This window comes from Arthrobacter alkaliphilus (assembly GCF_021483235.1).
Lineage (GTDB): Bacteria > Actinomycetota > Actinomycetes > Actinomycetales > Micrococcaceae > Arthrobacter > Arthrobacter alkaliphilus.
In genome coordinates, this window is record NZ_JAKEEC010000002.1 from 211,691 (window position 1) to 230,142 (window position 18,452).

The 18,452-nt window shown below is 64.3% G+C and carries 17 protein-coding genes; 7 read left to right on the forward strand and 10 right to left on the reverse strand.

What is annotated here, in order from left to right; all coding sequences use genetic code 11:
• Positions 1 to 74: 74 nt before the first annotated feature.
• Positions 75 to 653 (forward strand): NADPH-dependent F420 reductase, encoded by a 579-nt coding sequence (locus L0B83_RS03290; protein WP_308193946.1) that lies wholly within the window; start codon positions 75 to 77, stop codon positions 651 to 653.
• 163 nt (positions 654 to 816) lie between these two features.
• On the opposite strand, the gene L0B83_RS03295 is transcribed toward L0B83_RS03290, so the two are convergent.
• The 5 genes from L0B83_RS03295 to mnmA form a co-directional block, all read right to left on the reverse strand.
• A complete protein-coding gene (locus L0B83_RS03295; protein ID WP_234756919.1) occupies positions 817 to 2,526 on the reverse strand; it encodes an ABC transporter ATP-binding protein in 1,710 nt (569 codons plus the stop codon).
• Entirely contained in the window at positions 2,523 to 3,569 is a 1,047-nt protein-coding gene (locus L0B83_RS03300) for an ABC transporter permease (protein ID WP_234756921.1), read from the reverse strand. The genes L0B83_RS03295 and L0B83_RS03300 overlap by 4 nt, the downstream gene beginning before the upstream one ends.
• Before the next feature lies 1 nt (position 3,570).
• Positions 3,571 to 4,659: an ABC transporter permease gene (locus tag L0B83_RS03305; protein WP_234756923.1), complete on the reverse strand. Its 1,089-nt coding sequence runs from the start codon at positions 4,657 to 4,659 to the stop codon at positions 3,571 to 3,573.
• Between the two features lie 116 nt (positions 4,660 to 4,775).
• Positions 4,776 to 6,404: an ABC transporter substrate-binding protein gene (locus L0B83_RS03310; RefSeq protein WP_234756925.1), complete on the reverse strand. Its 1,629-nt coding sequence runs from the start codon at positions 6,402 to 6,404 to the stop codon at positions 4,776 to 4,778.
• A 280-nt stretch (positions 6,405 to 6,684) separates the two neighbouring features.
• Positions 6,685 to 7,824: a tRNA 2-thiouridine(34) synthase MnmA gene (gene mnmA / locus L0B83_RS03315; protein WP_268820560.1), complete on the reverse strand. Its 1,140-nt coding sequence runs from the start codon at positions 7,822 to 7,824 to the stop codon at positions 6,685 to 6,687.
• Between the two features lie 136 nt (positions 7,825 to 7,960).
• On the opposite strand from mnmA, the gene L0B83_RS03320 reads away from it, so the two are divergent.
• Positions 7,961 to 9,199: an NAD(P)/FAD-dependent oxidoreductase gene (locus tag L0B83_RS03320; protein WP_234756927.1), complete on the forward strand. Its 1,239-nt coding sequence runs from the start codon at positions 7,961 to 7,963 to the stop codon at positions 9,197 to 9,199.
• Here L0B83_RS03320 and L0B83_RS03325 read toward each other — a convergent pair.
• Positions 9,178 to 10,446 carry a cysteine desulfurase family protein gene (locus tag L0B83_RS03325; protein ID WP_234756929.1) on the reverse strand — a complete coding sequence of 423 codons (1,269 nt, stop codon included), beginning with the start codon at positions 10,444 to 10,446 and terminating at the stop codon, positions 9,178 to 9,180. The genes L0B83_RS03320 and L0B83_RS03325 overlap by 22 nt on opposite strands.
• Positions 10,447 to 10,483: 37 nt before the next feature.
• Positions 10,484 to 11,362, reverse strand: coding sequence for a diacylglycerol/lipid kinase family protein (locus L0B83_RS03330; RefSeq protein WP_308193947.1), 879 nt, complete (start codon positions 11,360 to 11,362; stop codon positions 10,484 to 10,486).
• 233 nt (positions 11,363 to 11,595) lie between these two features.
• Between L0B83_RS03330 and L0B83_RS03335 the strand changes: the two genes are divergently transcribed.
• The 5 genes from L0B83_RS03335 (at position 11,596) to L0B83_RS03355 (ending at position 15,596) form a co-directional block, all read left to right on the forward strand.
• Complete coding sequence (locus tag L0B83_RS03335; RefSeq protein ID WP_234756931.1) at positions 11,596 to 12,549, forward strand: J domain-containing protein; 954 nt, start codon at positions 11,596 to 11,598, stop codon at positions 12,547 to 12,549.
• 44 nt (positions 12,550 to 12,593) lie between these two features.
• On the forward strand, positions 12,594 to 13,061 hold the full coding sequence (locus tag L0B83_RS03340; RefSeq protein WP_234756933.1) for a tRNA (cytidine(34)-2'-O)-methyltransferase: 468 nt from the start codon (positions 12,594 to 12,596) through the stop codon (positions 13,059 to 13,061).
• 229 nt (positions 13,062 to 13,290) lie between these two features.
• The gene (sigK, locus tag L0B83_RS03345) at positions 13,291 to 13,887 is read left to right on the forward strand and encodes an ECF RNA polymerase sigma factor SigK (RefSeq protein ID WP_234756935.1); all 597 of its coding nucleotides are present in this window, start codon (positions 13,291 to 13,293) and stop codon (positions 13,885 to 13,887) included.
• 1 nt (position 13,888) lies between these two features.
• A complete protein-coding gene (locus L0B83_RS03350) occupies positions 13,889 to 14,758 on the forward strand; it encodes an anti-sigma factor (protein WP_372461127.1) in 870 nt (289 codons plus the stop codon).
• Positions 14,759 to 14,834: 76 nt separating this feature from the next.
• Entirely contained in the window at positions 14,835 to 15,596 is a 762-nt protein-coding gene (locus tag L0B83_RS03355; RefSeq protein ID WP_234756937.1) for a MerR family transcriptional regulator, read from the forward strand.
• 88 nt (positions 15,597 to 15,684) lie between these two features.
• Here the strand turns inward: L0B83_RS03355 and L0B83_RS03360 are convergent, their stop codons facing one another.
• The 3 genes from L0B83_RS03360 to L0B83_RS03370 form a co-directional block, all read right to left on the reverse strand.
• Positions 15,685 to 17,058: a GntT/GntP/DsdX family permease gene (locus L0B83_RS03360; protein ID WP_234756940.1), complete on the reverse strand. Its 1,374-nt coding sequence runs from the start codon at positions 17,056 to 17,058 to the stop codon at positions 15,685 to 15,687.
• Positions 17,055 to 17,597, reverse strand: coding sequence for a gluconokinase (locus L0B83_RS03365; protein WP_234756942.1), 543 nt, complete (start codon positions 17,595 to 17,597; stop codon positions 17,055 to 17,057). The genes L0B83_RS03360 and L0B83_RS03365 overlap by 4 nt, the downstream gene beginning before the upstream one ends.
• 74 nt (positions 17,598 to 17,671) lie before the next feature.
• Entirely contained in the window at positions 17,672 to 18,451 is a 780-nt protein-coding gene (locus tag L0B83_RS03370) for a PIG-L deacetylase family protein (protein WP_234756944.1), read from the reverse strand.
• Position 18,452 lies beyond the last annotated feature (1 nt).

The following is an 18,452-nucleotide window of genomic DNA, read 5'->3' on the forward strand; positions in this document are numbered from 1 at the left end:
CCAGTCTAGGGTGTGCCGGCCGTGCCTTGAGGGGCAGAATGGGCATGTCCGCGCCGACGTTAAGGAGAGTACGCATGAAGATTGCAGTTCTTGGCACCGGAATGGTAGGGCATGCCCTGGCCGACAAGTTGATCGCCGTCGGCCACGAGGTCATGATGGGTTCCCGGGAGGCCGGCAATCCCAAGGGAACGGCGTGGGCGGCGCAGGCCGGCCCGGGAGCAAGCTCCGGTTCGTTCGCGCAGGCCGCCGCCATGGCCGAGATCGTGGTCAACGCAACCCCCGGAATGGTCTCCCTCGCGGCACTGAGCGAAGCCGGGGATGCGAACCTGGCCGGCAAGGTCCTGGTGGATGTGTCCAATCCACTGGACTTTTCCGCCGGCTTCCCGCCGTCGCTCTCCGTCTGCAATACCGACAGCATCGCCGAAACCATCCAGCGTGCCTTCCCCGAGGCGCGCGTCGTCAAGACCCTCAACACCCTGACTGCTCCCCTGATGGTCGATCCACTCAGGTTGGCCGAGGGAGCGCATGACGTCTTTGTAGCTGGGGACGACGACGGCGCGAAAGCCACCGTCGTCAGGCTCCTGCGGGAGTTCGGCTGGCTTCCCGAAACATATCCACGACCTGGGCGGCCTCGACGCCGCCCGCGGTCTTGAAATGTGGATGCCGCTGTGGCTGAGGATCTTCATGCGCCAGCCCAAGGACAAGCTCTTCAACATCAGCATCGTGTCCGAATAGCCGCCGCAGAACGGACATGCCCGCCCTTCATGGAGAAGGGCGGGCATGTCCGTTCTTGCGGATAGCCGCTTCGACGGCAGGCTAAATGCCCAGCAGCGCGCGGTGCTCTTCCCGCCGTCGGGCCTGTTCGTCAGGATCCGGCACCGGCAGCGAGGCAATGAGCCTGCGGGTGTACCCGTGCTGGGGGTTGCCCATGATCTGGCTGCCAATCCCTTGCTCGACGAGTTGGCCCTTGTACAGGACGCCCACCCAGTGGGAGAGGATGTCCACGACGGCGAGGTCATGGCTGATGAACAGCGCGGCAAAACCGAACTCTTCCTGGATGTCCTTGAACAGTTCCAGCACCTTTGCCTGCACGGAAACGTCGAGGGCCGAGGTGGGCTCATCGGCGATCAGGAGGCGCGGGTTGAGCGCGAGGGAACGCGCCAGCGAAGCGCGCTGGCGCTGCCCGCCAGAGAGCTCGTGCGGGTAGCGTTCAGCGTACGACGCCGGCAACTGCACTGATTCGAGCAACTGCGCCACACGCAGGCGTGCTTGGGCAGGGCTCGGGTGGGTGTGGATGAGCAGTGGTTCCGCTACGCACTCACCGATCGTCAGATGCGGGTTGAACGAGGCGGCCGGGTCCTGGAAGACAAAGCCGATGTCCTTGCGCAACGGCTTGAACGTGTGCTCCTTGAAGCCCAGCATTTCGTAGCCAAGGACCTTGAGGCTGCCGCCGGTTGCCCTGTTGAGCCCCGCAATGGCACGGCCGATGGTGGACTTGCCCGAACCGGACTCGCCAACCAGGCCGAATACCTCGTTCTCGGAGACCGTGAAGCTGACATTGTCCACGGCCTTGAACCCGGGCTTGCCCAGGCGGCCCGGATACTCGATGGTGAGGTTTTTGGCCTCAACGAGGATCTTCCCGGTCTGGTGCAACCGCTCTGTGGCGCCCTCGGACGCCGAGTTGCGGCCAAGGTGCGGCACTGCGGCCAACAGCTTCTTGGTGTAGTCCTGCTTCGGCTCGGCGAAAAGCACCCTCGAAGTGGCCTCTTCGACGACGTCGCCTTGGTACATGACCACGACGCGGTCCGCCAGGTCGGCCACAACGCCCATGTTGTGCGTAATGAGAACAATCGAGGTGCCGTACTTGTCCCGCAGGTCCCGGAGCAACTGAAGGATCTCGGCCTGGACGGTGACGTCCAAGGCCGTCGTCGGTTCGTCCGCCACGATCAGACCGGGGTTCAAGGCGAGCGCGGCGGCGATGACGACGCGTTGCTTCTGGCCTCCGGAAAGCTGGTGGGGATAGTAGTTGACGCGGGTTTCGGGATCGGGGATGCCCACTTTCCGGAGGGCTTCGGTGGCCCGCTTCTTGGCCTCCTTGGCCGAGATCCGGTGTCCGTCCGCGGCGTGCGCCCGGATGCCTTCGGCGATCTGCCAGCCGACCGTGAACACCGGGTTCAAGGCCGTTGACGGTTCCTGGAAGACCATGGCTACGTCGCGGCCGCGGATCTTGCGCAGTTTGGACGGGCTGACCTTGATGACGTTGTTGCCGTTGATCAGCACGGCTCCCGAGCTGATGGCCGTTTCAGGGAGGAGCCCCAGGATGGTCTTGGCCGTGACGGTCTTGCCGGAACCCGACTCCCCTACGATCGCCACAACTTCGCCGGCTTTCACCTCAAGGCTGACGTCCTTGACCGCGTAGACGTCGCCGCTGTCGGTGGCAAAGGTGACTTTGAGCCGTTCGATGTCCAGGACCGGCTGCCCGGTGGGCAGCGGCTGGTCCGAAATGTTGCCGATGTTGGTGGTCATGCCTTACCTGCTTCCGGGCTGCCTGTTTCCGGTTCTGGAGCCGTGGTGGCCCCTGTGTTCATACCGTCGGTTCCTGCCGTGGCCTTGTTGCGGGCCTTCCCTCCGGCACGCTTGCGGCCACGGAGGCGGGGATCGTTAAGATCGTTGATGCTTTCGCCGACCAAGGTCAGCCCCAGCACCGTGAGGACGATCGCGATACCCGGGAAGACGCCGGTCCACCAGATTCCGGAGGACGCGTCCGCCATGGCCTTGTTGAGGTCGAAGCCCCACTCAGCGGCCGACGACGGTTCGATGCCGAAACCGAGGAAGCCGAGGCCGGCCAAGGTCAGGATCGCCTCGGAGGCGTTCAGGGTGAACATCAAGGGAAGCGTCCTGGTGGCGTTCTTGAAGATATGCCGTGTGATGATGCGGAGGCTGGACGCGCCCAAGACCATGGCCGATTCCACGAACGGTTCGGCCTTGAGCCTGATGGTCTCCGCCCGGATCACGCGGAAATACTGCGGAACGAACACCACGGTGATCGAGAAGGCGCAGGCGAGGATGCCGCCCCAGAAGCTCGACTGCCCGCGGCTGATGACGATCGACATCACGATCGCCAGGAGCAGGGACGGGAAGGCATAAATGGCATCAGCGATGACCACCAGCACCCGGTCCAGCCAGCCGCCGAAGTAACCGCTGAGCAGGCCCAACGCGACACCGAGGAAGATGGACATCGCCACAGCGACGACGATCACGGTGACGGCGGTCTGTGAACCCCACAGGACGCGGGAGAGCACGTCATAGCCGCCGACTGTGGTGCCGAGCAAGTGCTTGCCGCTGGGCGCCTGCTGGGTGGGGAACGCACCGCTTGCGTCACTCAGTTGGGAATAGCCGTACGGTGCGATCAGCGGCGCGAGCACGGTCGAGAGGAGGAAGAGACCGGTCAGTACGAGCCCGGTAATGAGCATGCCCCGCTGGAGGCCGACGCTCTTATTGACGTGTGAAATGACAGGAAGTCCGGATAGCACGGACTTCTTCCGTCCTGGAATAGTTGCAGTGCTCATGTCAGTACCTCACTCGCGGGTCGATCAGCGCGGCGACGACGTCCACGATGAAGTTGGTGACTGCGACGATGACGGCCAGCAGCACCACGATCCCCTGGACTGCCACGAAGTCCCTGGCGTTCAGGTACTGGACCAGCTGGTAGCCCAGGCCTTTCCATTCGAAGGTGGTCTCGGTCAGAACGGCTCCGCCGAGCATCAAGGCGATCTGCAGGCCCATGACGGTGATGATGGGGATGAGGGCAGGCTTGTAGGCGTGCTTGGTCACGAGGCGGAACTCGCTGACGCCACGTGAGCGGCCGGCCTCGACGTAGTCCTTGCCCAGTGTGCCGATGACGTTGGTCCGGACGAGGCGAAGGAAGACACCCGCGGTCAGGAGGCCCAAGGCGATGGCGGGAAGCACGGCGTGGGACACGATATCGCCGAGAGCGGTGAAATCGCCGCTGCGCAAGGCATCGAGCCAATAGATGCCGCTGGGGGCGGCCAGTTGGCCCATGGTCAGCTCAGTGCGCGTGGACACGCGGCCGGCTACCGGGAGCCAGCCAAGCCAAACGGAGAACGTCAGCTTCAGCAGGAGTCCGGAGAAGAAGACCGGGGTGGCGTAGCAGAGGATGGCAAAGCAGCGCAGGAAGGCGTCTGTTGCCTTGTCGCGCCGTTGCGCGGCGATCATCCCGAGCGGGATGCCGACCGCGAGCGCCACGATCAGCGCGTTGATCGACAGCTCAAGGGTGGCTGCACCGAAAGTCGACAGCATTTCGATGACGGGCCGCCGGTCGGTGATGGTGGTTCCGAAGTTGCCGGTGAGCAACTGGCCTAGATATTCGAGGTACTGGATGATGATCGGCCGGTCATAGCCGGCCTCGTGGATTCGTTGTGCCAGGACATCCGGGGGAAGCCGGCCGCCCTGCGCTGCGGTGATGGGGTCTCCGATGACCCGCATGAGGAAGAAAACCAGGGTGACGAGGATGAAGATCGTCGGAATGATCAGGAAGAACCTGACCACGATGTACCTGCCGAGACCCCCGCCCGCTGATTTACTCTTGGGAGCGACCGCGTCCGGTTCGACGTCGGGCACCTCTATAAGTGTTGTCATTGCTACCTAATGTTCATTGCCCGCGGATCGCGCGGGGTCTTTGCTCAAAATGTGAGGCAATCAGCAATAAGGGGAGGCAAAGTACCTGTTGGCACCCGCCTCCCCCTACCGGCTGCTTACTTTGAAATGGTTCCCAAGCGGAACTTGAAGGAAGCGTCAAGCGTCTTGTCGACGCCGTTCACGCCCTTCGCCGAGATGGCAACCTGGGCACCCTGCAGCAGCGGCAAAGTGGAAATATCCTTTGCCAGAGCGTTCTGGGCGTCCTTGATGGCGGATTCGCGGGCCGACTTGTCCGTGGAGGTCAGCTGCTTGTTGATCAGGTCCGTCACGGCCGGGTCGTTGAAGTGGTTCTTCAAGAAGCCGCCGTTCGGGAAGAACGGGGTCAGGTAGTTGTCCGGATCGCTGAAGTCAGGGAACCAACCGAACTGGAACAGCGGGTACTCGTCGGCGCGGCTGGCCTTGCTGTAGGTCACCCATTCGGTGGACTGCAGGTTCACCTTGAAGAGGCCCGACTTCTCGAGCTGGTCCTTGATCATGGCGTACTCGTCGCCCGAGGACTTTCCGTAGTGGTCCGGGTTGTACTGGAGGTTCAGCGTCACGACATCCTTGACACCGGCATCGGAAAGGACCTTCTTGGCCTTGTCCAAGCTCGGCTTTCCGTTGTCGCCGTAGGCATCCTTGAACGACTCATTGGCGCCAAGGAAGCCGCTGGGGACGTTGGAGTACAGCGGCAGGTAGGTGCCCTTGTAGACCTGGTCCGCGATTGACTGGCGGTCAACGAGGTTGGCGATCGCCTGGCGCACGGCAAGTGCCTTCGCCGGGTCTGCGTTGGCTGCCTTGGCGCCAAACGGCATGGTGTTGAAGTTGAACGTGATGTAGCGGATCTCGCCGCCGGGACCAACGTTGACCTTGACCTTCGAGTCCTTCTTGAGGTCGTCGACGTCGGTGGCGCTGAGGCTTCGGTTCGCAACGTCGATGTTGCCCTGCTGGATGTCGAGCTTCATGTTGGTCGGCTCGGCGTAGTACTTGATCGTGGCGGCGTCGTTGGCCGGCTTGCCCAGCACACCCTGGTAGTCAGCGTAGGCCTTGAGGCTGATCAGCTCGTTTTTCTTGTAGCTGTCGATCGTGTACTGGCCATAGAACGCCTTGGCCTTGATGATGTCGTCATCCGAAAGAAGCTTGTCGGCCGGGAAGACCTGGTGGTCCACAATCGGCGCGGCCGGGCTGCTGAGGATCTGCGGGAACGTCTGGTCGTTGGCGAGCTTCAGCTTGAAAACGGCCGTGTTGGCGTCGGGGGTGGTAACGCTGTCCAGGTTTTCGAGCAGGCTTGCGGGACCAGCGGGGTCGTTGATCTTTTTCTGCCGGTCGAACGAGAACTTGACGTCGGCGGAGTCCAGCGTGTGGCCGTTGGCCCACTTGAGCCCGGGCTTCAGCTTGACGGTGTACTCCGTGGGCGACGTGAACGACGCCGACGCTGCCAGGTCCGGAACGGGATCGGCGCTTCCTGGCTTCGAGTTGAGGAGGAAGGAATAGACCTGGTTCATCACCATGAAGGAACCATTGTCGTACGAGCCCGCGGGATCGAGTGCGGTCACCTTGTCGGTGGTGCCATACGCGATCGGACCGCTGGCAGCTGAGGATGATGAACCGCCGCCGCCCGCCGGCCCCGTGCAGGCCGTCAAAGCGAATACGGAGATGCCCGCGAACGCGATAGCGCTTCGCAAGGCTTTTTTGTTCAATGCCATCAGTGAACTTTCTGTTCGATGGATGCGGCGAACCGCCGTCGGTAATTTCTTGGGAGCACGCGCTCCTAACTCCACGATTCAACCAGAAGCTTTTTTGGTGAAACGTTTGATTTTGTGAGTTGAGACACAAAATTTACTTTTCTTTTGGCGCGGAGTCGGCTACAAGGATTGCGGGACGGCGAATGAGGCGTTGACAGAGCGGATAAGCCCGCGCTCGCAACCTTGCGGGCGCGGGCTTATCCGCTGCGGCGCATGGCCGAATTAGAGGCGCGCGGCCGGGTTAGAGTTGCGCGCGCTGCAGGGACCGGGCGGCGTCGATGGTTGCCTGGCCCAGGACGCGGGTGCCTTGGTACAGCACGATGGTCTGGCCGGGGGCCACGCCACGAAGGGATTCGACGAGGGTCACGACGAGGCCCTCGCGCTCGACACCGGCGTCGTCGACATGCCGCTCGACAAAGGCCTTGGCGGGAACCGGATCGCCATGGGCGCGCACCTGTGCGAAGCAGTCGAACTCGGCACCGGTAGCCACCTCGGCAATGGGCAGGCCCGCCCAGGACACCTTGATTCCGCGGATCTCATCGATGGCCAAGAGCGCTTCGGGTCCGACCACCACCTTGTTCTCCTTGGGCCGGATTTCCAGCACAAAGCGCGGCTTGCCGTCAGCGGCGGGGGTGCCCAGCTTGAGGCCGCGGCGCTGGCCTACTGTAAACGCGTTGGCACCGGGATGCTCCCCCACCTTGCTTCCGGATTCATCGACGATGTCGCCGGAGGTCATCTCGATCTTCTCGGCGAGCCAACCGGCGGTGTCGCCGTCCGGGATGAAGCAGATGTCATGGCTGTCCGGCTTGTTCGCCACGGACAGGCCGCGGCGTTCGGCCTCTGCGCGGACCTCCGCCTTTGAGGGAGTGTCGGCCAGCGGGAACATCGAGTGCTTGAGCTGTTCGTGCGTCAGGACGCCGAGTACGTAGCTTTGGTCCTTGGCCCAATCCGCCGCGCGGTGGAGCTCAGGATTGCCGTCCGCGTCCTGGATGACCTTGGCATAGTGGCCGGTGCAGACTGCGTCGAATCCGAGCGCGATGGCCTTCTCCAGCAAGGCGGCGAACTTGATCCGCTCGTTGCAGCGCATGCAGGGATTGGGAGTGCGGCCGGCTGCGTATTCATCGATGAAGTCCTGGACAACGTCTTCCTTGAAGCGCTCAGAGAAGTCCCAGACGTAATAGGGAATACCCAGCACGTCGCAGGCCCGCCAGGCATCACGGGAGTCTTCGATGGTGCAGCACCCGCGACTGCCGGTGCGGAGCGTGCCGGGCATGCGGGACAGCGCCAAGTGGACGCCTACGACGTCGTGCCCTGCCTCGACGGCGCGGGCGGCGGCAACGGCGGAGTCGACTCCGCCGCTCATGGCTGCAAGAACTCGCATGCTGGCTTTCTGTTGACGTTTGGGGGAAGAATTGCGGCTGAAGAGGGTCTGCGCGCCCAACTATTCTAGCCCCCGCCGGAATCCGACCCAAAAATGCCTTGACCACCACCGCCAACACCACGCGAATCGAGTCACCATGGCCACTGGACACATCCTCATTGCCGGCGGCGGGCTGGCCGCCGCCACGGCTGCCAAGACATTGCGCTCGGAAGGATTCGAGGGCCGCATCACCGTGGTCTGCGCCGAGAACGAACAGCCCTATTTGCGCCCGCCCCTCTCCAAGGAGTTCCTCCTTGGCAAAGCCGGCGAGGATGCGGTCCCGGTGCTGGCGGCCGGCTGGTACGCAGAGAACGACGTCGAACTCGTTCTTGGCGAGACGGTTGCGGCTGCTGATCCTGCCGCCCACACCGCACGGCTGGGATCAGGGACCGAGCTTCACTTCAGCAAGCTCCTGATCGCCACAGGGGCGCAACCGCGCCGGATTCCGCTCCCGGGGTCCGATCTTGCCGGCGTCACAACGTTCCGGACATTCAATGATTCCAGAAGGCTCAAGGAAGAACTGTCCGGCGGAGGCCGGAAGGTAGTGATGATCGGTTCAGGGTGGATCGGCATGGAACTTGCCGCGGCCGCGAGCAGCTACGGAAACTCCGTGACCTTGCTGGGACTGGAAGAGGTCCCGCTCAGCATGGCCATAGGACCCGAACTGGGTGGCTACTTCCGAAGCCTTCACGAAAGTCACGGCGTGCAGTTCCGGCTCCCCGCGAGCGCAGCCGGGATCACCGGCGCCGGGGGCAAGGCGAGCGCCGTTGCCACCAACTCCGGCGAAGTCCTGCCTGCCGATCTCGTGGTGGTGGCCGTCGGCGTTGTTCCGGATACGGCCCTGGCCGAAGCCGCCGGGTTGGAGATCCGCAACGGAGTGGTGGTGGATGCTTCGCTCCGGACCAGCAGCCCGGATGTGTTCGCAGCCGGAGACGTCGCCAATGCCCTGCATCCCTTCACCGGCGACCACCACCGCAGCGAGCACTGGTCCAATGCCCTCAACGGCGGAAAAGTCGCAGCCAAGGCGATGCTTGGACAGGAAGCCGCGCTGGACATAGTCCCGTATTTCTACACGGACCAGTTCGACGTCTCGATGGAGTACTGGGGGTACCCCACGCTTGCGGCAGGTTCCGTACCCGTCATCCGCTGCTCGTTGGAGGACAACAACTTCCTCGCCTTCTGGCTACGGGATGGCGCCGTCGTGGCAGGCATGAGCGTCAACCAGCAAAAAGTGCAAAAACCCGTCAAAGCACTCATTTCGGGGCGCATCCCCGTGGACGTGGAACGCTTGGCTGATCCTGCCGTGCCGCTGGATCAGTTGTTGCCGGGGAGCTGACCACCGGCCAGCCCGCCCGGAGTGCCGCCACCATGGCCGCGGGCCACGGTGCCTGCCGTCTGGATACTGGACTCGTGGCCGGCCATTCCCGCGAGCTTTGCCCGGGCGTACGCGTCAGGCAAAGCCTTGAGCAGGGCGTCGACGTCGGCATCGGTCGAAGCGTGCCCCAGGCTGAACCTCTGCGCTCCGCGGGCTGTCTCTTCGTCCAAGCCCATGGCAAGCAAGACGTGAGAGGGCCTGGGGACGCCTGCCGTGCAGGCGGATCCCGTGGATGATTCGATGCCCGCAAGGTCCAGGAGGAACAGCAGGGAATCGCCTTCACAGCCCGGGAACGTGAAGTGCGCGTTGCCGGGTAGCCGGGCGTCTCCGGGTGCGCCCCGCAGCACCGCTTCGGGGATGGCGGCCCGCACTCCGTCGATGATCCGGTCCCGCAAGGCGCTGATCCGCTCACGCTCTGCCGCGAGGTTTTGGGCCGCCGACTCCGCCGCCGCGGCGAATGCGGCGATCGACGCCGTATCCAACGTTCCCGAGCGGACGTCCCGCTCCTGCCCTCCCCCATGCTGGACGGGGGTGACCTTGGCGGATCGCCCGAGGAACAGGGCACCCACACCCACGGGCCCGCCTATTTTGTGGCCGGATACCGACATCGCGGCGAGTCCGGATTCGCGGAAGCTGAGGGGTATCGAGCCGAACGCCTGGACTGCGTCCGAGTGGACGGGAATGCCGTGGGCGGCGGCGATGTCAACGATCTCCTTGATGGGCTGGATGCTGCCCACCTCGTTATTCGCCCACATGACGGTGACGAGTGCCACCGATCCGGGGTCACGTTCGATTTCCGCCCGGACAGCGTCCAGCCTCACGACCCCCTCGGAATCGACGGGGAGCCAGACAGCATCGGCCCCTTCGTGCCGCTCCAGCCATTCGACGGTGTCCTGCACCGCATGGTGCTCGACCGCGGAGCAAAGTATCCGCTTGCGGCGCCCGTCTTCGTCGTGGCGCGCCCAGTACAGCCCCTTGACGGCGAGGTTGTCTGCTTCAGTACCGCCGGAGGTGAAGATGAGCTCGGACGGATGCGCCCCGGCTGCGGCCGCGATGGCTTCCCTGGCCTCTTCCACGGATCGCCGGGCACGCCGTCCGGAAGCGTGCAACGATGACGGGTTGCCGGTCCGCGCCAGCTCGCGTGTCATGGCGGTGAGGGCGACGGCGGCAAGCGGCGTGGTGGCGGCATGATCCAGATAAACAGGCACTAACCAAGTCTATCGAGACCGGCGGATCCGGGCCCGCTTACGCCAGGACCCGGAGGGCGTGCGGAACGACGTCGATATCCAGGGGGAGCTTGCCGATCCGCTCGCCATCGGCGTACGCCACCACGTTCCCGGCGTCGAGGCGGACTGAACGGACCCGGCGGATTCCGACCGCCGGGTGCGAAGTGTGCCGGCCGGAGAAGACCTTCGGGAAGACCGCAAGGAGGGCCAGCCGGGACATCGGCTTGACGATGAACAGATCCAGCAGCCCGTCCTCGGGCGAGGCATCGGGGACGATGCGCATGCCGCCGCCGATCGACGGCGCATTCGCTACGGAGATCAACATGGCGCCTTCCGTCGATGCCGCGCCGTCCGCAGTCACGGTGTAGTTGATGGCCCGGAACGATCCGAGCTCCCTGATCATCGCCAGCGTGTAGCGGACCCTGCCGCGCGGCCACCTCCAGGAATTTGCACGTTCATTGACCGCGGCGTCGAACCCTGCGGAAACGGCCCCGGCAAACCAAATGGTGCGCCCGCCGGTGGTGACGCGGCCTGCATCGAGGACGCGGCCGCCGTCGGCGAGCGCCGAAACCACGCGGGCACACGAGCCCTCGACGTCCTGCAAGGGAAGTCCCAGCATCCGGGCAGTGTCATTTCCCGTACCCACGGGAACAATCCCGAGCGGCACCCCCGTCCCGCTCAGTGAGTTGACGCCCAGATGGACCATCCCGTCGCCGCCCACCACCACCAAGGCTTCCGCGCCGGCGCGGAGCGCTTCGTCTACGGCTTCCCGCAGGTAGTCCATGCTGCTGCGCCGGAGTACGACGACGTCGAAGCCCGCCGCGCGGAGGCAGCTGGCGGCCTCGTCCCCCGCAGGGGCATGCCGTCCAAAAGCTGCGGTTGGATTGACGGCCAGCACGATCCTTCGGCGGGGAGGCACGTTCAGCCCATCAAGGCCGCTACGTGTTCGGGCATGGGATCGGGGCCGGCCGGAGGGTTCACAGCATGAATCATGCCACCGGCAGGGCCGGGATCAGGGGAACTGAAGTGCGGGCCGCGGTCGTTACCATGGTGGGCTGGCTAGACTTGCCACGATCGCCGCTTCACCTTTGGAAGGCGGCAAACTTCAGAATCCCAGAGAAAGGCCCGTGGTTGGCTCAGGGCAGCAGTTCCCACTATCAGATCCTCCGGGTTCCCGTCACTGCGACGGACAAGGAGATCAAAGTGGCCTACCGGAAGGCCGCGAGGAGCGCCCACCCTGACCACGGCGGGGACCCTGAAGTCTTTCGGCAGGTCACGCTCGCGTACGAGATACTGATCGACCCCAAGCGACGTGCGGAGTACGACCGCCGCTACGCGAGCGGCGCCGCCGGCAGGGCTGAGCCCTTCCCGGCCCAGAAGCCGGACTACCGCGGAACCGGCGCACCAGGACCGGAAACGCGCCCCGGCGTCCACCGGCAGAACTCACCGCGCAACACCGCCGGCGACCCTCCCGTCTATGCGCCGCCCTTCGACGACCCCGGCGAAGTGCCGTTGCTCTCCAAGAGCGAGGCCGCCATGCAGATCCACGGGACTCCCCGGAAGCGTGGAATCTTCGGGGCGGAAGCCCGTATTCAGCGGGAAATGCGGACAGTCCAGCTCATCAGCCGCCAAATCCTGCCTGCCATCCCCTCGGCGCGCCTCATCAACGGGCTCCGCTCCCCCTCAGACGACAGCCACATCGATCACGCCCTGCTCGCCGGCTACCGCCTCGCTCTCATCGGTTCCATGCTGCTGCCCAAGGGCGCCTATGCCTGGGACGGTGCGGTTCTCAAGCACGGCGGACGTTCCGTGCCCCCGCCGCGGCTCGAGCTGATCGTCCGCCACATGCAGGAAATCTTCCCGGAACTCAATGTGACCGGCTGGGTAGTAGTCCACAGCCCGGACGGCAACCCGCACGAGCCGGTCATCGACAACTACCGGCGCACGGCCGGAGACTTCGGTTCGGTGCAAGTCGTCAATGCTTCCGGGCTGGCCCGCGGACTCAAGCAGTTCCTGGGTTCGGGACCCGTACCCAACGCCGTGGTGGTCCCCGTCCTGGCGCGGTTGCTACGCGGCATGCACTGAACCCGCAGCAACGACCCGGTATTTTCGCTGGCTAGGATTGATACGTGTTCCGCATCCTCTTCCATACCCCTGAAATCCCGGGCAACACGGGAAACACCATCCGACTCGCCGCCATCACCGGTGCGGAGCTCCACCTCGTGGAGCCCTTGGGCTTCGACTTCTCCGATGCGAAGCTGCGCCGCGCGGGACTCGACTACCACGACTTGGCGGTGGTCACGGTGCACAAGGACATCGAGGCCGCATGGGCGGCCCTGCAGCCCGAACGCGTCTTCGCCTTCACGTCCGACGGCGAATCCTCCTATACGGACATCGCCTACGAGGAGGGCGATGTCCTGATGTTCGGACCGGAGTCAGTGGGGCTTCCCGTCTGGCTGAAGCAGGACCCGCACGTCACGGCCCGGGTCCGGCTCCCCATGCTGCCGTCCCTGCGCTCGTTGAACCTCGCCAATGCCGCCTCTATCGCCGTGTATGAAGCTTGGCGGCAACACGGGTTTGCGGGCGCGAAGCTCTAGAAGAGCTGACTGGCCGCCCGCGGCATCCCCAGGCCACCTTCGAGGGGGCACCCATCCAACGCTCCCACTGCTCCGAATACCCTATGCAGGCCAACAGCCTGGGCAGGCAGCTGGCCTGCGAAAGCAGGGCCGGCTGGCCTTGGCCGCAGAAGGGACGCAGGTGACTACTCTCAAGATTCGCAGTGCCCCTGGTACTGCCAAGGTCACGAGCAACATATGCTGGACAACGATGGATACACCGAATGTGCGAGGCCCTGAGGCCCCCGACCTGATTGCCGGCTCGAATGCGCAGCTGGCGGAGTTGCTGGGGTTGATGGCCGACGGCGACCGGGCCGCTTTCAGCGAGTTCTACCGCCTCACTTCGCGGCGGGTCTTCGGCATGGCCAAGCGGGTCCTCGTGGATCCGGGCCTGAGCGAAGATACCACCCAGGAAGTCTTCATCCAGGTCTGGCAGAACGCCGCCAAATTCGATCCCCAAGCGGGCAGCCCGCTTGCGTGGCTCATGACCATCACCCATCGGCGCGCCATCGACCGCGTCCGCGCCGCCCAATCCGCCACGGACCGCGAAGCGAAATATGGTGCCGCGAGCCAACTTCTTGACCACGATTCAGTCGAAGAGGAAGCCGGCACCCGGCTTGAAGCCGAGGCGGTCACCCGGTGCCTTGGCACCCTGACGGAAACACAATTGGAGTCCGTACGGCTCGCCTACTACGGCGGGCTGACCTACCGGGAGGTCGCCGAACAACTCGGGGCAGCGATTCCGACGATCAAGTCCCGCATCCGTGATGGACTTCTCCGACTCAAGACTTGCCTGGGGGTGAGCTGACATGACCGAACACGACGACAACAACCGGAACTTCGGAAAGGAAGGCCTCCGCAGGATGTTCGCCACAGATATAGCTACCGACCTCGCCGAAGGCCGCGTCTTGGAGCTTGCCGAGATCTATGCCCTTGACGCGTTGAGCGACGCCGAGCGGGCTGAAATCGACAACTTCATTGCCACCGCGCCTGAGCGCCCGGCGTTCCTTGAGCGGGTCCGACAGTCACGCGAAACCCTCGCCGCCTCTTTCGCCGACGAGGCCGAACCGCGGCCCGGGCTCCTGGAGGACATCCTGCGGCAGCTCCCGGAACAACCGCGCCCGGAGTTAACAGGCACTACACAGACAAGCACGGCGTCCGCGCCGTCCTCGCCTTCCGCGCTGCCTGCCGACGTCGTGGACCTCGGCGAGGCCCGGAACCGGCGGGAACGGCGGCGCTTCGGCGGTGTCCGTGGCTGGGTTGCGGCCGCTGCGGCTGCCGCGGTGATTGCGCTTGGCGGTGTGGGCGTCGGCGTCTACGTGGCCGGCCAAAATGATCCAGTGAACCAAGTGCTGCAGGCCGGCGATGTCCGCCAAGCGACCGTCAACGTCAACGGCGGCGGTACCGCCACCGTGTCCATCTCCAGCTCGAAGAACGCCATGGTGGTCCGCATGAACGGGGTTCCCGCTCCCCCGCCCGGCCGGGTCTACCAGATGTGGCTTATTCCAAAGGACGGCTCCGACCCGGTATCCCCGGGAACCATGGACGCCCAGGCCCTGAGCCACCCTGCGGTTGTCGATGGGATTTCGGGTGCAGCGTCTATCGGGATCACGGTGGAACCCGTGGGCGGTTCCAAGAAGCCGACGCTCCCGACGGTCGCAGCAGCGCCCCTGACCTAAAGCGTCCCGGCCTGCCGCCGCGTGCTCTCCATGAGGTACTTGAGCTTGACGTAACGTCAACTTCTATTCTGGGTACATGAAGCAGGATAAGGCCGATACCTGGACTATTTCCGAGCTGGCGAAGGCCAGTAAGGTTTCGTCCCGGACCTTGCGCCACTATGACCGGCTTGGACTGTTGGAACCTGCCCGTACGGGACCCAACGGCTACCGGTACTACGGCCAGGCCGAGCTGCTGCGCCTGCAGCGCATCCTTCTGCTTCGTGAACTTGGCCTTGGGCTCGGGACCATCGGCAGAGTTCTGGATGGCCAGGCCGATCCTGCGGAGGCGCTTGCCGTGCACAGGATCTGGCTGCTGGCCGAACGCGACCGCCTGGACCGGATGTCCCGGACGGTCGACGCCACTATCGCAGCACTGCGCCAAGGAGAAACCATGACAGCGGAGAACATCTTCAAGGACTTCGACAACAACCCGTACGAGGCCGAGGCCCGGAATCGATGGGGCGATCGGGCAGTCGAGGAGAGCAAGGCCCGCCACTCAGCGATGACACCGGCCCAAAAGCAAGCCTTCATGGAGGAGTATGCGGCACTGAACGAGGATCTCGCCCGATGCTTCGACGCCGCGCTTCCGGCCGACCACCCGGACGTCCAGGCGGCCGTCGGCCGGCACTACGCGTGGATTTGTGCCAGTTGGACGCCGAACGCTGAATCCTACGTGGGCCTGGGCCGGATGTACGTGGACGACCCCCGGTTCACCGCCAATTACGACAAGGTCCGGGTGGGCCTGGCACCCTACCTGCTTGAAGGCATCAAGGTCTACGCAGCAGAGAAGCTCAGCTAGGGCTTCCCGCCCAAAGCGCGACGGCGGCCCGTCCCCGCTTGAAACAGAGGGGACGGGCCGCCGTCGTACTGGCTACCAGGCAGCGCCGCTAAATGATCAGCGAGAGCACCATGATGAAGGCGAAGCCGACCACCGAGATGAGCGTTTCCATTACCGACCACGTCTTGAACGTCTGCCCGACCGTCAGGCCGAACAGTTCCTTCACGAGCCAGAACCCGGCGTCGTTGACGTGGGACAGGAAGAGCGAGCCGGCACCGATGGCCAAGGCGAGCAGTGCTGCATGCGTCGGGCTCAAGGTACTGGCCAGCGGAGCCACGATGCCTGCGGCCGTAACGGTGGCAACCGTCGCAGAACCGGTCGCGAGGCGCAGGGCAACTGCCACGATGAAGCCCAGGACCAGGACGGACATGTTCGCCCCTTCGGCCCATTTCTTCACCGCATCGCCGACACCGGCACCGATGAGCGTCTGCTTGAAACCGCCGCCGGCGCCCACGATCAGCAGGATCGCGGCGATGGGGCCCAGGCTGGCGCTGAGCTTGGAGGTGATCTTGCTGCCGGTGAACCCGACGGTGTAGCCGAACGTCACCATTGCCGCGAGCACGGCCAAGGTCATGGCGACAAGGGGCTGGCCGATGAAGTCCAGCACGGTACGGATCATTGGGGCGGTCTTGGGGTCGGACCAGACGATGTCCGCCACGGCCTTCAGGAGCATGAGCACGACCGGGAAGATGATCGTCAGCAAGGTGATGATGAAGCTGGGCTGGCGCTTTACTTCGCTGAGGTCTACGGCGTGCTGGGTGTCGATGCCACCGGCCACTGCAGGAGCGTCAACCGGGACCCAGCGCGCTGCCAAACGGGAAAACAGCGGACCGCAAATGATCACCGTGGGGACGGCAACCAGGAGGCCGAGCATCAGCGTGGTGCCGAGTTCGGCCTTCACCGCGCTGATGGCGATGAGCGGGCCCGGGTGGGGCGGGACCAGGCCGTGCAGGACAGACAAACCGGCGAGCGCGGGGATTGCGATGCGCATGAGCTTCATCTTGGAGCGCTGGGTGACCAGGACGATCACGGGAAGCAACAGGACGAGGCCGATTTCGAAGAACATCGGGAGGCCGATGATGACCGCAACCAGGGTGATCATCCAGACCACCTTGTTGCCGCTGGCTTTCTCCAGCAGGGTGTCCACTACCCGGTTGGCACCGCCGGAGTCCGCGAGGAGCTTGCCCAGCATGGCCCCGAGGGCAATCAGGAGGCCGACCTCCTTGAGGACACCGCCAACGCCGTCCTCGAAGTTGCTGACCACTTTGTCCAGCCCCACGCCCGATGCCAGGCCGACGAAGGCCGAGCCGAGTACCAGGGACAGGAAGGGGTGGACCTTGAATTTTGCGATCAACAGGACGATCAGCGCAATGCCGATCGCTGCGACCACGAGGAGTTGGGTGTCATGCCCAGTCCAGTTCACGCTGCGTCTCCAATTTTGTGTGTCGGCTGCGCCTTGAGGCCAAGCCGTTCGATGATTTCGTCTGCCTCTTCGGCGGGGGAAGCAGAGACGCACAGCGAGATGTGGGTCTCGTCCTCGGTGGGCGCCTCCAGGGCTTCAAACTGGGATTCCAGCAGCGATGCGGGCATGAAGTGCCCATGACGCGAAGCCAGCCGGTCGGAAATCCTGTCCTTGCTCCCCTGCAGGAAGACGAACACGACGCCTTCGCCGCGCAAGACATCCCTGTAGTTCTTCTTCAAGGCCGAGCACGTGATGATGCCCGGCTTTCCTGCTGCGGTGCGCTCCTTGATCCAATCCGCAATGGTGTCCAGCCAAGGCCAACGGTCCTCATCGCTGAGTGCGTGACCCGCCTGCATCTTCGCAACGTTCGCTTCCGGGTGCAGGTCGTCGCCTTCGGCCAGGTCCCAACCCAGGCGGCCGGCCAGGACGCCGGCGACAGTAGATTTACCGGAACCGGAGACACCCATGATCACCAGTACCGGTTGTGCAGTCTTCGCCATCAAAGTCTGCCTCTCTCAATTAAATATGATTTAAACGAGAGTAAGCATATGACAGAGATTACACATCAGCAATTTCAGAAACCGGCGATGGTTTGGGACCCGTTGACTTCCACCACATGGAACGCCTCGGCGCTGCGCCCGCCGGGCAGCCCGGCGCGCGAGGCATTGTGCCGAAGCATGCCACGCACGGTCCGTTCCATGCCTTCCAGGTCGGGGTGCTGGCTCGCGTGGATCCGGATGGCAGCCAGCTTCGCGTCCACGTGGTCGGTGACGTCGACGAAATAGTTCTCACGGCTTTCCGGACCGGCGAAGAGCCACAGCCACGGCAGTTTGAAGGCGTCGAGGCCCGCTTCGGCCAGTTCGGGGTAGGCAAAGGGGTTCTCAAGCGCGGGGTAGACCGCCCGGGTCACGATCTCCCCCACCGCGAGGTGGTCTGGGTGGCTCTTCTGGATCCGGTCCCAATTGCGTTCCGGGTGCATGGCAAGAACGATGTCCGGGCGGATTTCACGGATGAGTTTCACCACCTGCTTGATGACCCCGTGCGTCGGTTCCAGGAAACCGTCGCGCTCATGGAGGTAATGCACATCCGTGACGCCGACCGTTGCAGCGGCCTGTCGCTGCTCCTCTGCGCGCATCGAGATGATCTCCGGACGGTGCGCTGGGTCGAAACCTCCGGCGTCTCCGTCGGTCATGACGCAGTAGCTGACCTCGACGCCGGCAGCTGTCCAGGCAGCGATGGTGCCTGCCGCACCAAAGTCTATGTCGTCCGGGTGGGCGGTAAAACAAAGCACCCGCTCAACGCGGTCCGTGGAGGCGTTGAACGGGCTCTTTGCTGACGTAGCGTCAGAAGACAAG

Bases quoted from the DNA above. Each gene is read 5' to 3' on its own strand.
- L0B83_RS03290 (WP_308193946.1), top strand. From the start codon at position 75: ATGAAGATTGCAGTTCTTGGCACCGGAATGGTAGGGCATGCCCTGGCC.
- L0B83_RS03295 (WP_234756919.1), bottom strand. From the start codon at position 2,526: ATGACCACCAACATCGGCAACATTTCGGACCAGCCGCTGCCCACCGGG.
- L0B83_RS03300 (WP_234756921.1), bottom strand. From the start codon at position 3,569: ATGAGCACTGCAACTATTCCAGGACGGAAGAAGTCCGTGCTATCCGGA.
- L0B83_RS03305 (WP_234756923.1), bottom strand. From the start codon at position 4,659: ATGACAACACTTATAGAGGTGCCCGACGTCGAACCGGACGCGGTCGCT.
- L0B83_RS03310 (WP_234756925.1), bottom strand. From the start codon at position 6,404: ATGGCATTGAACAAAAAAGCCTTGCGAAGCGCTATCGCGTTCGCGGGC.
- mnmA (WP_268820560.1), bottom strand. From the start codon at position 7,824: ATGCGAGTTCTTGCAGCCATGAGCGGCGGAGTCGACTCCGCCGTTGCC.
- L0B83_RS03320 (WP_234756927.1), top strand. From the start codon at position 7,961: ATGGCCACTGGACACATCCTCATTGCCGGCGGCGGGCTGGCCGCCGCC.
- sigK (WP_234756935.1), top strand. From the start codon at position 13,291: ATGGATACACCGAATGTGCGAGGCCCTGAGGCCCCCGACCTGATTGCC.
- L0B83_RS03350 (WP_372461127.1), top strand. From the start codon at position 13,889: ATGACCGAACACGACGACAACAACCGGAACTTCGGAAAGGAAGGCCTC.
- L0B83_RS03355 (WP_234756937.1), top strand. From the start codon at position 14,835: ATGAAGCAGGATAAGGCCGATACCTGGACTATTTCCGAGCTGGCGAAG.
- L0B83_RS03365 (WP_234756942.1), bottom strand. From the start codon at position 17,597: ATGGCGAAGACTGCACAACCGGTACTGGTGATCATGGGTGTCTCCGGT.